The 14776-nt window shown below is 59.9% G+C and carries 14 protein-coding genes and 1 tRNA gene; 11 read left to right on the forward strand and 4 right to left on the reverse strand.

Going from position 1 to position 14776, the window contains the following annotated elements; all coding sequences use genetic code 11:
* Nucleotides 1-96: 96 nt before the first annotated feature.
* The 6 genes from ACIROY_RS08630 to dnaG all read left to right on the forward strand — a co-directional run bounded on the left by ACIROY_RS08630 (nt 97) and on the right by dnaG (nt 6752).
* Nucleotides 97-1305: a cation:proton antiporter gene (locus ACIROY_RS08630; protein WP_402274496.1), complete on the forward strand. Its 1209-nt coding sequence runs from the start codon at nt 97-99 to the stop codon at nt 1303-1305.
* A complete protein-coding gene (locus tag ACIROY_RS08635) occupies nt 1302-2537 on the forward strand; it encodes a YbdK family carboxylate-amine ligase (protein WP_402274498.1) in 1236 nt (411 codons plus the stop codon). Before ACIROY_RS08630 ends, ACIROY_RS08635 begins: the two co-directional genes overlap by 4 nt.
* Before the next feature lie 42 nt (nt 2538-2579).
* Nucleotides 2580-3779, forward strand: a complete 1200-nt coding sequence (locus tag ACIROY_RS08640) for an NAD(P)/FAD-dependent oxidoreductase (RefSeq protein ID WP_402341184.1) — start codon at nt 2580-2582, stop codon at nt 3777-3779.
* 175 nt (nt 3780-3954) lie between these two features.
* Nucleotides 3955-4167: a 30S ribosomal protein S21 gene (gene rpsU / locus ACIROY_RS08645; RefSeq protein WP_005665410.1), complete on the forward strand. Its 213-nt coding sequence runs from the start codon at nt 3955-3957 to the stop codon at nt 4165-4167.
* A gap of 296 nt (nt 4168-4463) precedes the next feature.
* Complete coding sequence (locus ACIROY_RS08650; RefSeq protein WP_402274504.1) at nt 4464-4913, forward strand: GatB/YqeY domain-containing protein; 450 nt, start codon at nt 4464-4466, stop codon at nt 4911-4913.
* 24 nt (nt 4914-4937) lie between these two features.
* Nucleotides 4938-6752, forward strand: a complete 1815-nt coding sequence (gene dnaG, locus ACIROY_RS08655) for a DNA primase (protein ID WP_402341185.1) — start codon at nt 4938-4940, stop codon at nt 6750-6752.
* A gap of 277 nt (nt 6753-7029) precedes the next feature.
* Here dnaG and ACIROY_RS08660 read toward each other — a convergent pair whose 3' ends face one another.
* Nucleotides 7030-7338, reverse strand: a complete 309-nt coding sequence (locus ACIROY_RS08660; protein WP_402274509.1) for a hypothetical protein — start codon at nt 7336-7338, stop codon at nt 7030-7032.
* Between the two features lie 88 nt (nt 7339-7426).
* On the opposite strand from ACIROY_RS08660, the gene rpoD reads away from it, so the two are divergent.
* Together rpoD and ACIROY_RS08670 are read left to right on the forward strand one after the other, a co-directional pair.
* Complete coding sequence (gene rpoD / locus ACIROY_RS08665) at nt 7427-9652, forward strand: RNA polymerase sigma factor RpoD (protein ID WP_402274512.1); 2226 nt, start codon at nt 7427-7429, stop codon at nt 9650-9652.
* A gap of 33 nt (nt 9653-9685) precedes the next feature.
* Nucleotides 9686-9764 (forward strand) — tRNA-Ile (locus ACIROY_RS08670).
* Nucleotides 9765-9910: 146 nt separating this feature from the next.
* On the opposite strand, the gene ACIROY_RS08675 is transcribed toward ACIROY_RS08670, so the two are convergent.
* The 3 genes from ACIROY_RS08675 to ACIROY_RS08685 all read right to left on the reverse strand — a co-directional run bounded on the left by ACIROY_RS08675 (nt 9911) and on the right by ACIROY_RS08685 (nt 11812).
* Nucleotides 9911-10213, reverse strand: coding sequence for an ArsR/SmtB family transcription factor (locus ACIROY_RS08675; RefSeq protein ID WP_402341186.1), 303 nt, complete (start codon nt 10211-10213; stop codon nt 9911-9913).
* A 63-nt stretch (nt 10214-10276) separates the two neighbouring features.
* A complete protein-coding gene (locus tag ACIROY_RS08680; RefSeq protein ID WP_116436716.1) occupies nt 10277-11026 on the reverse strand; it encodes an SDR family NAD(P)-dependent oxidoreductase in 750 nt (249 codons plus the stop codon).
* A 108-nt stretch (nt 11027-11134) separates the two neighbouring features.
* Nucleotides 11135-11812, reverse strand: a complete 678-nt coding sequence (locus ACIROY_RS08685; RefSeq protein WP_402341188.1) for a peroxiredoxin-like family protein — start codon at nt 11810-11812, stop codon at nt 11135-11137.
* Between the two features lie 120 nt (nt 11813-11932).
* On the opposite strand from ACIROY_RS08685, the gene ACIROY_RS08690 reads away from it, so the two are divergent.
* The 3 genes from ACIROY_RS08690 (at nt 11933) to ACIROY_RS08700 (ending at nt 14667) form a co-directional block, all read left to right on the forward strand.
* On the forward strand, nt 11933-12811 hold the full coding sequence (locus ACIROY_RS08690) for a LysR family transcriptional regulator (RefSeq protein WP_402341190.1): 879 nt from the start codon (nt 11933-11935) through the stop codon (nt 12809-12811).
* A 93-nt stretch (nt 12812-12904) separates the two neighbouring features.
* The gene (locus ACIROY_RS08695; protein WP_402274527.1) at nt 12905-13510 is read left to right on the forward strand and encodes a TetR/AcrR family transcriptional regulator; all 606 of its coding nucleotides are present in this window, start codon (nt 12905-12907) and stop codon (nt 13508-13510) included.
* 122 nt (nt 13511-13632) lie between these two features.
* Nucleotides 13633-14667 (forward strand): NADP-dependent oxidoreductase, encoded by a 1035-nt coding sequence (locus ACIROY_RS08700; RefSeq protein ID WP_402341192.1) that lies wholly within the window; start codon nt 13633-13635, stop codon nt 14665-14667.
* Nucleotides 14668-14776 lie beyond the last annotated feature (109 nt).

Genomic DNA, 14776 nt, shown 5'->3' on the forward strand with positions numbered 1-14776 from the left:
CATCGCTTCATATCAATCATCAGTGCGTCTCCAACAGCATCGCCAAGGAACAGGCGAAGCGCGCGCACCGTCAAAATAAATACGTCAGGAGGAGCTATGCAGTGGACTCTTCCGTCTTTCGCCCTTGCACAACCGATCCAGTGGAACGCGTTGCTGCTGTTCGGCAGCTTGTTGCTGTTCGGGCTGATAGCCGGTCATATCGTGTCGAAGTCGCCATGGGTGCCGCGCATCACGGGTTATCTGATTGTTGGTTTCATCCTCGGCGGCGGCGGCCTGAACTGGCTGTCGGGCGATGTGCTGAGCGTGACCAATATCTTCGCCGACATTGCCGTCGCGCTGGTGGTATACCAACTTGGTCGCTACGTCGACATCGGCTGGCTGCGCCGCGAGAAGTGGCTGCTGGCCACCGTCGTCACCTCGGCTGTACTGTGCTTCACTTTCGTCAGTCTGGCCTTGCTGTGGTTCGGCACCTCCAACGTACTGGCCCTGCTGGGCGGCGTCTGGGCCATCGCTACCGCACCGGCCGTGGTGCTGGTGGTGCTGCGCGACCTCAAGGCTGAAGGCCAGGTCACGCGTCGCCTGGCGACCATGACCGCGCTCAATAACTTCGTCGCGATCCTGGCCGCCTACGCCTTGCTGCCGGTGATTGCGCATGAGTCTGGCACGCCGCTGCTGACGCTGGTCGAGCACACCGCGTATTCGCTGATCGGTTCGGCCGTGCTGGCTTACCTGACTTACTGGCTGATGATGCCGCTGGCGCGCCTGCTCGGTCGCCAGGGCAGCCGCCAGTTCGTGTTGGTGATTTCGGTCATCGCGCTGGCCATCGGCGTGGCGCACGCGCTGCATTTGCCGGTGATGCTGACGATGCTGATCTTCGCCATCATGTCGAAGAACCTGGATCGCCAGTACGACCTGATGGAGCTGGAATTCGGCGTCGCCAACGAATTGTTCGTGGTGATGCTGTTCGTCACCGTGGGCGCCTCGATGCGCCTGGCGGACCTGAGCATGGTCGGCTTGTCGGTGCTGATTCTGATCGCCGCGCGTTTCGTGGCGATGGGCTGCGGCGTGTTCCTGTTCGCCCGCTTTGCGCGCATGAACTGGAAGCAGGCCGGACTACTCACGCTGGGCACCTTGCCGATGACCGAGGCGGGACTCGGGCTGATGCAGACGATTTCCAACCTGTACCCGCATACCACGTCCGACGTCGTGCCCTTGCTGGCGGGATGTCTGATCGTGCTGGAATTGTTTGGCCCTGTCGCCACCCAATTCGCCCTGATCAAATCTGGTGAAAGCGGACGCGAATGACTACTACCACTACCTCTGCCTCTATCCCTGCCGCTGCGCCGGTGCAGGAAGAAGGACTGACGCATTTTCCGACGTCCAGCGCCGGCATCCTGCCGTTCACTTCGTCCACGCCGTTCACGATGGGCATCGAGCTTGAGCTGCAGCTGGTCAATCGCCGCAACTACAATCTCGCCAGCGACGCCGTCGACCTGCTGACCTGGATTGAGCCGCGCGAGCTGCAAAAGCAGATCAAGCTGGAAATGACGCAGGGCATGATCGAACTCAACTCGGGCATCCATACCCGCGTCGACGAGCTGATCGAAGAGTTGAAGGACTTGCGCGGCGCCCTCAACAACGGCGCCCAATATCTCAACATCGACGTCTCCGGTGGCGGCGCGCATCCGTTCCAGCACTGGAACGAGCAGCGCATCACGCCGAGCGAGCGCTTTTATCACCTGCACGAGAAGTACGGCTATCTCGCCAAGACCTTCACCGTGTTCGGCCAGCACATCCACATCGGCGTGGCCAACGGCGACGATGCGCTGTATCTGACGCATGCATTCTCTCGCTTCGTGCCGCATTTCATCGCGCTGTCGGCGGCGTCGCCGTTCTATCAGGGCGCCGACACCAAATTCGACTCGTCGCGCAGCAACGTGGTGCGTGCGTTCCCGCTGTCGGGCACGGCGCCGGTGCAGACCAAGTGGGCCGAGTTCGAGACCTACTACGACGAGCTGCTGCAGATGGGCATCGTCGCCAGCATGAAGGATTTCTACTGGGACATCCGCCCCAAGCCCGAATACGGCACCGTTGAAATCCGTGTCTGCGACACCCCGCTGACCATCGAGCACGCCGCCCATCTGGGCGCCTACGCGCAGCTGCTGGCGCGCTGGATCCTGACCGAGCGGCCGTTCGTGATGCGCGACGATTTTTACCTGCTGTATCAGTACAACCGGTTCGAGGCCAGCCGCTTCGGATTGAACGGCATGCTGGCGTTGCATGGCGAAACGCCGGCGACTTCGAGTAAACTGCCGATCTTCGAGCATTTGCTGTTGCAATTGCAGTTGCTGCAACCGTATGTGCAAAACGAGGTCGAGGAACTGACCCTGAAACGCCTGCGCCACATGGCGCACAACCGGCTCAGCGACGCCGGCTGGCTGCGCCAGGCATTTGCTCAGCGCGGTTCGCTCAACGATATGATGCGTCTGTCGTCCGAACTGTGGATGGACCGGTCGCCGCCTTCTTATTTCCAATGATGCCCCTGCCTTCGCCAGCGAAGCAGGCTGGCGAAAGCAAACATGACAACACCATTCGATGTAGCAGTAATCGGCGCCGGCGCCGCCGGCATGATGTGCGCGGCCGTGGCAGGGCAGCGCGGCAAGTCGGTGGTGCTGATCGATCACGCATCCAAGTTGGCCGAGAAGATCCGCATCTCCGGCGGCGGTCGTTGCAACTTCACCAACATCGGCGCGACGCCGCAGAATTTCCTTTCGCAAAATCCCCATTTCTGCAAAAGCGCCTTGTCGCGCTACACGCCGCAGGACTTCCTTGCGCTGGTCAAGCGCTACCAGATCAGCTTCCATGAGAAGCACAAGGGCCAGTTGTTCTGCAACGACTCGTCTGAAGAGATCATCGCCATGCTCAAGGCCGAGTGCGACTCAGGCAATGTCGAGTGGCGCATGCCGTGCGGCGTGGCCTCGGTCGGCAAGGACGGCGAGCTGTTCCGGCTGGAGACCGATTCCGGCGAAATCCTGGCGCGTCATGTGGTGATCGCCACGGGCGGTCTGTCGATTCCCAAGATCGGCGCCACCGATTTCGCCTATCGCATCGCCAAACAGTTCGACATCAAGATGGTCGAGACGCGCCCGGGCCTGGTGCCGCTGACTTTCGACGGCGCCGGCTGGCAGCCTTTCGTCGACCTGGCCGGCATCGCGCTGGAAGTCGAGGTGGAGACCGGCGTCAAGAAGGAGCGCGGTTACTTCCTCGAAGACTTGTTGTTTACCCATCGCGGCTTGTCCGGTCCGGCTATCCTGCAGATTTCCAGCTTCTGGCAGCAGGGCGCCTCGCTGACGTTGAACCTGCTGCCGCAGATCGATGTCGCCGAGGTCTTGATCGAAGGCAAGACCACGCTCAAGAAGAATCTCGGCAACCAACTGGGGCAATGGCTGCCGGCGCGCCTGGCTGACGGCTTGCTCAAAGCCAACGGATTCGACGGCACGGCGCGCATTGCCGACATGCCGGACAAGCAACTGCGCCAGGTGGGCGAAGCGCTCAACCGCTGGACCATCAAGCCGAATGGTTCGGAAGGCTACCGCAAGGCCGAAGTCACCATGGGCGGTGTCGACACGCGCGAGCTGTCGCAGCAGAGCATGATGGTCAACAAGGTGCCGGGCCTGCATTTTATCGGCGAGGCGGTCGACGTGACCGGCTGGCTGGGCGGCTACAACTTCCAGTGGGCTTGGGCGTCGGGCGTGGCGGCGGGGCAGGCGATTGAATAGAGTTGGCGTGAATGCGGGAGTGTATGTTTCCGGCACGCATCCCAGATCATTGATTTATTTGGATTTTTTGCCGTCCGGTTGGAAAAAAGCCACGGTAAAGCTTCCATTTGCCGCTTCGGTCTGCTAAAATCGCGTTCTTTCCGTATCCAACCTAACCTCTTTGGTTTGAATCTACATGACCACTATTCGTCTTAAAGAAAACGAGCCGTTCGAAGTCGCCATGCGCCGCTTCAAGCGCACTATTGAAAAAACCGGTCTGTTGACCGAGTTGCGCGCGCGCGAGTTTTACGAAAAGCCGACAGCAGAACGCAAGCGCAAGCTGGCAGCCGCAGTGAAGCGCCACTACAAGCGCATCCGCAGCCAGCAACTGCCTAAGAAGCTGTACTAAGAATTTCCCGTCGCGCCGCCTTGGTGCGCGCGACCACGTTAAACCCGCTCTGGCTCAAACCACAGCGGGTTTTCGCATTCGTAGGCCGTCGCTAAGCTGCTGCGCGAACCGGCATGCGGTCTGCGGTGCTCATCGTACATTCGTACGATTCCGCTCCTCGATCCACATGTCGGTCCTGCTCGCTACGCTTATCGACGGCCTACGTGGTCTCATATAAGTCCTTTGCGACGCACTTCAGCGACCGGGATTTGAGGCTTGTGCTAGATTGAATCAATCGCTTATCTCTGGAGAATGCAATGGGTCTGAAAGAGCAAATCACCGAAGACATGAAGGCGGCGATGCGCGCCAAAGAGGCGGCCAAGCTGGGTACGATTCGCCTGATCACCGCGGCGATGAAGCAGAAGGAAGTCGATGAGCGCGTCGAGCTCGACGACGCCATGGTGCTGGCGATCATTGACAAGATGGTCAAGCAGCGCAAGGATTCCATCAGCCAGTTCGAAGCCGGCGGTCGCCAGGACCTGGCCGATATCGAGAAGGCCGAACTGGCCATTCTGACCACTTACATGCCTGCCGGCCTGTCCGATGACGAGATCAAGGCTGAAGTGCAGGCCGCCGTGGCCGCCACCGGCGCCGCCGGTCCGCAGGACATGGGCAAGGTCATGGGCGTGCTCAAGCCGAAGCTGGCCGGTCGCGCCGACATGACTGCCGTGTCCGCTCTGGTCAAGGCCGCCTTGACCAAAGCCTGAATCTTGTCAGGACGCTAACTCCCTGTGATTCCACAGTCGTTCATTCAGGATTTGCTCAACCGCGTCGATATAGTCGATGTGGTTGGCAAGTATGTGCAGCTCAAAAAGGGCGGCGCCAACTTCATGGGCCTGTGCCCGTTCCATAACGAAAAATCGCCAAGCTTCACGGTCAGTCCGACCAAGCAGTTCTATCACTGCTTCGGCTGCGGCGCGCATGGAACGGCCATCAGTTTCCTGATCGAATATTCCGGCCTTGGCTTTGTCGAGGCGGTCAAGGATCTGGCCCAGGGCGTCGGCATGACGGTGCCCGACAACGACGACCGCATCCCCCCGGCGCAGCGCGCCGAGCAGCAGGCCAAGAGCATGGCCTTGTCGGATGCGATGTCGGCGGCTTGCGATTTTTATCGCCAGCAGCTGCGGGCGGCGCCGAACGCCGTTGAATATTTGAAGGGCCGCGGCCTGACCGGCGAAATCGCCGCCAAGTTCGGCCTCGGTTATTCGCCTGATGAATGGGACAGCCTGCGCAAGGTGTTCCCGGATTATGAAGTGCCGGCCCTGGTCGAAGCCGGCCTGGTGATCGACAAGAGCGACGAGGACGGCGGCCAGCGCATGGGCCGCAAGCGTTACGACCGCTTCCGTCACCGGGTGATGTTTCCGATCCGCAATACCAAGGGCCAGGTCATCGGCTTTGGCGGCCGCGTCATGGACGGCGGCGAGCCGAAGTACTTGAACTCCCCGGAAACGCCGCTATTTCAAAAGGGTAGCGAGCTGTACGGTTTGTTCGAAGCGCGCCAGGCGATCCGCGAAGCGGGCTATGTGCTGGTGACCGAAGGTTACATGGATGTAGTGGCGCTGGCGCAGCTGGGTTTCCCGCAGGCGGTGGCGACGCTGGGTACGGCGTGCACGCCGATCCACGTGCAGAAATTATTGCGTCAGACCGACGAAGTCGTGTTCAGCTTCGACGGCGACTCGGCCGGACGACGCGCCGCACGGCGTGCGCTGGACGCGTGCCTGATCCACGCTTCGGACAATAAGATCATCAAGTTCCTGTTCCTGCCGAAGGAACACGACCCCGACAGCTACGTGCGCGAAAAAGGCGCAGAAGCGTTCGAGCAGCAGATTAAAGAAGCGATGCCGCTGTCGCAATTCCTGATCAAGGAAGTGGTCGGCGAGAACGACATGACCACGCCGGAAGGCCGCGCCCGCGCGCAGTTTGACGCCAAGCCGATGTTGCAGGCGCTGCCGCCGTCGTCCTTGCGCCTGCAGATCGTGCGCAGCCTGGCACAGGTCACGCAGACCTCGCCGGCTGAAATCGAGGCCTTGTTCGAGCTGTCCAATCCGGTGGTGCAGACTGCCGCGCGCCGGGCGCCGCCGCCGCGCAGCAAGCGCATGGCGCCGATCGGACTGGAGCGCCAGATCGTGCGGCTGCTGGTGGCGCATCCGGCCTTGTCCGCGGATCTGGACGACGACACCCTGGTGGTGGTCGGCCATCACGCACCGGATCACGCGCAGATGGTGACGCAACTGGTTGAAGCGTGCCGCAGCATGGGTGAGCAAGCCAATTTCGCGACGCTGGTCGAGCTGCTGCGTGACGGCGGGGCGGATTTTGAAAGCCTGATCGCTGAAATCGCAGCCGAGACCGAGGCCGAATCCGAATTCGATGTCGTCCGGCAAGAAATGGCCGGCGCCGTGCGCCAGATGAAAATGCGCCAGGTCGAGGACGAAATGAAGCAATTGTCGATTACCGGACTGAGGGATGAAGTTGCCCAAAGCAGGTACCGGGAATTGATGCAAAGGAAGGAGCATCTGAAACGTCTCACGGGAGCTGATTTCGGATGATTTTGAGAGGTGTTGAGGGACGATCGGGGCGGGATCTTACACAGGATTGCCTTGATCTCCGGGAAAAACACCCTATATATGTTATAATCTAGGGCTTTAATTCCGCGGCGAAACATAACTCGTGATGCGGCAAAGATTCATTGAACCATCGGTCCATAGAGCGAATGAAGGCAAATAAGCCATCGCATTGGACAAGAAATGCAGGGGACGAAAGATTTAGGAACGTTGCGCGGGCAAATCGTATCCAATTGGTATGAGATGCATGAAGAGCATGGTTTTATTGGCGCAATGAGTTTGACTCACTTGGCTTTGATTCTATGGCAGATGCAATGAAGAAAACCGCAAAAACTCCGACACCTTCCGCTAAAAACACCAAGCCGGCCGTCAAGCCGGCAAGCAAGTCGACCCCTGTAACACGATCGGTCCCGAAGAAAACAGCTGCTGCAAAGCCCACCGGCAAAGCAACGGCGACGGCAGTAAGGGCAACAAGCTCGCCGGCGAAAGCTGCATTGACAGCCTCGGCGAAAAAAACCAGTGCCAAACCTGCTTCTACGGCGGTTCGCGCTGCAGCGCCGGTAATTGCCAAGGCGACTACCAAAGCGGCTGCAACGCCAACGAAGAAGAACTTATCTCAAGCCAGCGTCAAGCCGGCTTCTGTGCAATCGAAAGCTTCTGTGACAATCAAGAAACCTGAACCGAAAACCGCCAAGCCTGCCGCGAAAGCAGCAGTCAAGAGCGAAGTCAAAGACGTCAGCGTCATGATCGCGCCTGGCGTCAGCCAGACCACCGACGCCGCCGCACTGGCAGCCATCGACACGTCCGGCTACATTTTGCCGTCCGTCAAGGTGCCGGGCCGCCGTGGCCGCAAGCCGAAGGAATTCCAGCCCGAGAACGACGAAATCGCCGCACTGAATGCGGTTGAGCGCGCCGAACTCAAGGCCGTCGACAAGGCCAAGGCCAAGGACCGCAAGGCCAAGGAAAAGGCGCTGCTGAAAGACGCGTTCTCGTCCGACACCGAAGCCACCGAAGAAGAACTCGAGCGTCGCCGCCAAAAGCTCAAGACCCTGATCAAACAGGGTAAGGAGCGCGGCTACCTGACCTTCTCCGAAATCAATGATCACCTGCCCGAAAACATCGTCGATCCGGAAGCCATCGAAGGCATCATCGGCACGTTCAACGACATGGGCATCTCCGTGTACGAACACGCGCCGGATGCTGAAACATTGCTGCTGTCCGACAACGTCGCCAACGTCGCCAGCGACGACGACGCCGAAGCCGCCGCCGAAGCTGCGCTGTCGACCGTCGACTCCGATTTCGGCCGCACCACCGACCCGGTCCGCATGTACATGCGTGAAATGGGTTCGGTCGAACTGCTGACCCGCGAAGGCGAAATCGAAATCGCCAAGCGCATCGAAGACGGCCTCAAGGACATGATCCAGGCGATCTCGGCTTGCCCGACCACGATCGCTGAAATCCTGGTTGCCGCCGACAAGATCTCGAAAGATGAAATCAAGGTCGACGAAATCGTCGACGGCCTGGTTGACATGAGTGAAGGCGAAGTCGTTGTCGCCGCCGCTTCGGATGAAGAAGACGAAGAGGACGACGAAGAGGACGACGAGGAAGAGGAAGAAGAAGGCGAAAGCAGCAACACCGGCGGCGCCGCAGGTTTCTCCGCCGAGCAGCTGGAACAGCTCAAGCGCGATGCGCTGGGCAAGTTCGCCACCATCTCGACCCAGTTCGACAACATGCGCAAGGCCTTCGAAAAAGAAGGCTACAACTCGAAGCCGTACGTCAAGGCGCAGGAAATCATTTCCAACGAGTTGCTGGGCATCCGCTTCACCGCCAAGGTCGTTGAAAAGCTGTGCGACACGCTGCGTGCGCAAGTCGACGAAGTGCGCCAGATCGAGCGTCAGATCCTCGACGTCGCCGTCAACAAATGCAACATGCCGCGCGCGCATTTCATCAAGGTCTTTCCGGGCAACGAAAGCAACCTGGACTGGGTTGACGGCGAAGTCAGCGGCAACCACGCCTACAGCGTCGTGCTGGCGCGTAACGTGCCAGCCATCAAGGAACTGCAACAGAAGCTGATCGACCTGCAAGCGCGCGTCGTGCTGCCGCTTCCAGACCTGCGCGGCATCAACAAGAAGATGGGCGCCGGCGAGAAGAAGGCGCGCATGGCCAAGCGTGAAATGACCGAGGCCAACCTGCGTCTCGTGATCTCGATCGCCAAGAAGTACACCAACCGCGGCCTGCAATTCCTCGATCTGATCCAGGAAGGCAACATCGGCCTGATGAAGGCGGTGGACAAGTTCGAATACCGTCGCGGCTACAAGTTCTCGACCTATGCGACATGGTGGATTCGCCAGGCAATTACCCGTTCGATCGCCGACCAGGCGCGCACCATCCGTATTCCGGTGCACATGATCGAAACCATCAACAAGATGAACCGCATCTCGCGTCAGATCCTGCAGGAAACCGGTGCAGAACCTGATCCGGCGACGCTGGCCATCAAGATGGAAATGCCGGAAGACAAGATCCGCAAGATCATGAAGATCGCCAAAGAACCGATCTCCATGGAAACGCCGATCGGCGACGACGACGATTCGCACCTGGGCGACTTCATCGAAGACAACAACACATTGGCCCCGGCCGATGCCGCGTTGCACGCTTCGATGCGCGGTGTGGTCAAGGACATCCTCGACTCCCTGACGCCACGCGAAGCCAAGGTGCTGCGCATGCGTTTCGGCATCGAAATGTCGACCGACCACACGCTGGAAGAAGTCGGCAAGCAATTCGACGTCACGCGCGAGCGCATCCGTCAAATAGAGGCAAAAGCGCTGCGCAAGCTGCGCCATCCGTCGCGCTCCGACAAGCTGAAGAGCTTCCTGGAAGGTAACTAAGTCAGATCGGGACTTCGGTCCCGGCCAGACTCAGGCCCCCTAGCTCATGCTTGGTTAGAGCAGCGGACTCATAATCCGTTGGTGCCGTGTTCGACTCACGGGGGGGCCACCAGCAATATCAAGGGCTTACGGTAAAACGTAAGCCCTTTTTCTTTTGCTGGGGGATTTCGGCTTGTCAGAGAAAAAGTCAGCTCATCGTTCTTGCTCATCGGATGATTTTTCGACGTGTACTTTCGTACCCGATGATTTCGTTAGGATTTATTCCAGGCGCTTCTTCTCAACAAGACAGGTTTCAATCAGAAAATCAATCACGCCGACAACGACACTCTCTTCCGTTGAATAATAAATATAAGTCCCCTCGCGCCGCGCCGACAGCAGCGCAGCCCTCGTCATCTCCTTGAGATGGAACGACAGGCTGGAGGGAACGATCTGCAATTGCGCAGAAATCTCGCCCGCGGAAAGTCCCCGCGGTCCAGCGGCGGCCAGCGCCTTGAAAATCGCCAGCCGGGATCTGTGTGCGATCGCACTCAAGGCGAGCATCGTCGCATCTTCGTTCATCATGGAATGTCCCGTGTATGGTCAATCGGCGGCGCGCTTCACAACCGGGCGCGCCGCCAATCATTTCTAGATCTGAGCCATGCCGCCGTCTACGGGCAAATCAATTCCGGCTACAAAACTGCTGTCGTCCGACGCGAGGAACAGCGCCGCGGACGCCAGTTCCTCCGGGCGTCCCATCCGGCCAAGCGGAATCGCTTGCGAGAATGTTTCACGCAGCTTGTCCGCCTCTTCCCTGGTCTGAAACTGCGAGTCAATGATGGGCGTATCCACTGGTCCCGGGCTGAGCGTATTGACACGAATGCCGCGATCCTTGAGTTCCAGCGTCCAGGTCCGGGCGAATGAGCGGATCGCCGCTTTCGACGCGCTGTAAGTGGTGTAGGAAGGCATCGCCTTGCTGTTGGCAATCGAAGACGCGAGGATGATCGAGCCGCCCTTGCGCATCAACGGCAGGGCTTTCTGTACGGTAAACAGCAATCCCTTGGTGTTGATATCGAAGGTCTTGTCAAAATGCTCCGGACTGATTTGGTCAATCGTCTGCAATTCAATGAAACCGGAGTTCGCGAACAGTACGTCGATTGCACCTTTGGACTCCTTGATGGTTGCGTACAGACGATCAAGATCATCCATGCTCGTGACGTCGCCCTGGACGGCAGTCACGTTGCTGCCGATTTCCATCACGGCCTTGTCGAGCTCCGCCTGCCGGCGGCCGGTGATGAAAACATAGGCGCCTTCTTCGACGAACCGCTTTGCTGTAGCAAAGCCGATACCGCTGCTGCCGCCTGTGACGACAGCGATTTTTCCTTGTAACTTGGACATGTTCATTTCCTTTAAATGTAGTGCGTTCATCCAGCGACGACTGTCATGGACGTGAATTTGTTTGCACGGTGCTGGCCCCGGATAGGCCGGCATCAGTGATGGGGGGAATCAGGCTGCGCTGAGCTTGAGTTGTTGCAGCACCGGCAGCAGCTCTGAAGGATCGGGACGCTGCGTATAGTCAGGATTGACTTCCGCATAGGCGATCACGCCGTCCTGGCCGATGACGTAGCGCGCGGGCATCGGCAGGGTCCAGCTTGGTTCGCCGTTGTTGATGGCAAGATCGTTCTTGAACGTGTTCTTGTAGAGATCCTGCAGATACTCGGGCAGCGTAAAACGCAGGCCGAATTGCGCTGCAACTTCATTGCCGGAATCGGACAGGATCGGAAAGCTGACGTTGTTCTCGCGCACCGAGCGGCGTGTATTGGCCGCCGTTTGCGGCGATACCGCAATGAGTTGCGCGCCGAGGCCTTCTATCTGCGGCAAGGCCTTTTGCAGGGCCTGCAGATCCAGGTTGCAGTAGGGGCACCAGACGCCGCGGTAAAAGCTCAGCACCAGCGGACCGGATTTCAGCAGTTCGGCGAGCGAAAGGGGTGTTCCGTCGACGTCCGGCAAGGCAAAGTCGGGAGCGACGTCGCCGGCCTTCAGGGCGCGGTCCGCGATGCGAGACGCCACCAGCTCTGCCGTGGCACGGTGCATGGGTTCGTGGATCCAGGCAGGGGCGTTGAACGGCGGGCCGCCGGCTTCGAAGTTGCGGCGGAATTCGGCGAGTTGTTCAGGTAGTTTCATTACAGTTTCCTCAGTTGGTTGCGCCATGTGGCGTGAGGAGAACTATCTTTCATTTGTCGATGAGCGAGAAGGTGGGTAAATCGACTAAGATATATCCAAATTTCAAATGAATGGATAGTCATGAGTGATCGCCTTTTTGCGTTGCGTGTGTTTGTCCGGATCGCGCGCAGCGGCAGTTTTTCCAAGACGGGGCAGGAACTAGGCCTGTCCCAACCTTCGGTGTCCCGCATCGCCGCCGAACTGGAAAAAGAGGTCGGCGCCGCGCTATTTACCCGCACCACCCGGGCAGTGTCGCTGACGGAGGCCGGCCAGGATTATCTGGCGCGCATTGAGCCGATCCTGGCGGCATTGGAAGAGGCCGACCACGCAGTGAGAGGCACGGGAGAGCTGCGCGGCCTGCTGCGCGTCGCGGTATCGTCCAGCCTCGCGGTGCGCGAGATCGTGCCGCAGTTGCCGCTCTTCATGGAGCGCTATCCCGCGCTGCGCGTGGAGTTGATGATGAGCGACCAGCGCCAGGATCTGGTGCAGGAGGGCGCGGACCTGGCGTTGCGGTTCGGCGTCCTGCCCGACTCGAGCGCTACCGCGCGCAGGGTTGCCGTCTCTCCGCGCATGCTGGTGGCGGCGCCAGCCTATCTGGTCAAACATGGCACGCCCAGCACGCCTGCCGACCTGTCCGAGCATGCGATGATCCTGGGTCCCACGGGCGGACGCACCTGGGAATTCCGTCAGGGCGGGCGCAGCGCTTCCGTGCGCGTCGACGGACGGTTGCTGGTGTCGCTCAATGAAGCGGCGATCGCCGCCGCAGTCGCCGGTCTCGGCATCGTCCAGACCAGTCGCTGGGGCTGCCGCGCCGAACTCGATGGCGGCGCATTGACGCGCGTGCTGCCGGATTGGGACGCAGGGCAACTCGAACTGCATGCGGTCTTCCCCGCCGGACATGCCGCCAAGCCGTCGGCGCGCAGTTTTATTGAACATCTGATGCAGCATTTCGCTGCTTAGGCACGTTCGCGCTCATGCGGGCCAGGCAGCACGACGAAATATCTGTGTCAAGGTTAACTAGACGACCGGTCTAATCTATGACATCATGCGCCCATGACTACTGCCATTGCTCCTCCCGATCTGCGTCAGCACATGCTCGACGTCGCCAAGTCCCTGATGCTGGAAAAGGGCTTCACGGCGGTCGGGCTGACCGAGTTGCTGGCTGCCGCCAAGATTCCCAAAGGCTCGTTCTATCACTACTTCGCGTCCAAGGAAGCTTTCGGCGACGCCTTGCTGACCTGGTATTTCACCGGTCACCACGCACAGCTCGACATCTTGCTGGGCGGGCGCGATCCGGCTGCGCAGCGGCTGATGCGTTACTGGCAGTACTGGCTCGATACCCAGACCGGCGGCGATCCCGATCAGCGCTGCCTGGCGGTCAAGCTCAGTGCTGAAGTCTCGGATCTGTCCGAAAGCATGCGGGCGACGCTGGAGTGGGGTACGCGCGGCATCATTGAGCGCGTGACGCGCTGCCTGGCGGAGGGGCAGGCCGATCAATCGCTGCAGGTGACGCAGGAGCCGGCCGAGTTGGCCGCCACGCTGTACCAGCTGTGGCTGGGCGGCAGCCTGATGGCCAAGATCAGCCGCCATCGCGGTCCGCTTGATACGACCATGGCGAGCACGCGCCAATTGCTGGGACTGGCGGATTCGCCGGCCTGACTCTTCATTGACGGTGGCGGCCAAGATGCAGATGTGTTTTGGCGGCCTTTTTATTTAACTCATTACTAGACGACCGGTCTATTAATATCAAAGCCTATCAGGTAAATCGAAAAGGAGAAAACATGCCGCTACACCAATATCCCCTCGTCAATCGTCGCATCGTCCTGGCGCAACGTCCTCACGGCGCACCGGTTCCCGCAGATTTCCGCCTGGAGCAAGTCGCCATGCACGAACCAGCGGAGGGGCAATTGCTGCTGCAGACCATGTTCCTGTCGCTCGACCCCTACATGCGCGGCCGCATGAGTGATGCTGCGTCCTATGCGCCGCCGCTGGCCTTAGGCGATGTGATCGTGGGCGGCACAGTCAGTCGCGTCGTGGCGTCGAGGCATCCGCAATTCAATGAAGGCGATCTGGTGCTGGGTTTCGACGGCTGGCAGGAATACGCCTTGTCGGAGGGCAGCGACCTGACACCGCTGGGCGATGCCGCACATCCTTCTTACGCGCTGAGTGCGCTGGGCATGCCCGGCTTCACCGCCTATCACGCGCTGCTCGAGATCGGCCGGCCGAAGGCTGGTGAAACCGTGGTGGTGGCGGCAGCCAGTGGTGCTGTCGGTTCGGTGCTTGGGCAGATCGCGAAGATCAAGGGCGCGCGCGTAGTCGGCATCGCCGGCGGCGCGGACAAATGCCGATATGTCGTCGATGAGCTGGGATTTGACGCCTGTCTGGACCGGCGCGATCCGGAGTTCGCACGCCAGCTTGCTGCGGCCTGTCCGGATGGCATCGACATCTATCACGAAAGCGTCGGCGGTCCGGTGTTCGACGCGGTGCTGCCGCTGCTCAACGACCACGCGCGCATACCGGTATCGGGGTCGATTGCCCATTACAACGAAAAGGGTCTGCCGGCTGGCCCGGATCGTTTGCCGCAGCTATTGAGCGCGCTGGTGTTCCGGCGTATCCGCATGCAAGGATTCATCATCCTCGACCACTATGCCGACGGCTATGCTGAATTCCAGCGCGACATGCGCGCCTGGGTCGCCGCCGGGCGGGTCAAGTTGCGCGAGGACATCGTCGCAGGACTGGAGCATGCGCCAGCTGCGTTGATCGGTTTGCTCGACGGTCGTAATTTCGGCAAGGTGGTGGTGCGCGTCGCCGATTGATCACGCGGCGGCGACTCAGCTTCGTTTGCACTCTATATATAGAAGGCCTGGCGGTGCGCCAGGCCTTTGCTTTTTACGCTATCCGGAGAAATATCCGGGTAGTGCCTCT

Origin of the sequence: Herbaspirillum sp. NPDC101396 (genome assembly GCF_044767365.1) — a bacterium.
Taxonomy (GTDB): Bacteria; Pseudomonadota; Gammaproteobacteria; order Burkholderiales; family Burkholderiaceae_D; genus Herbaspirillum.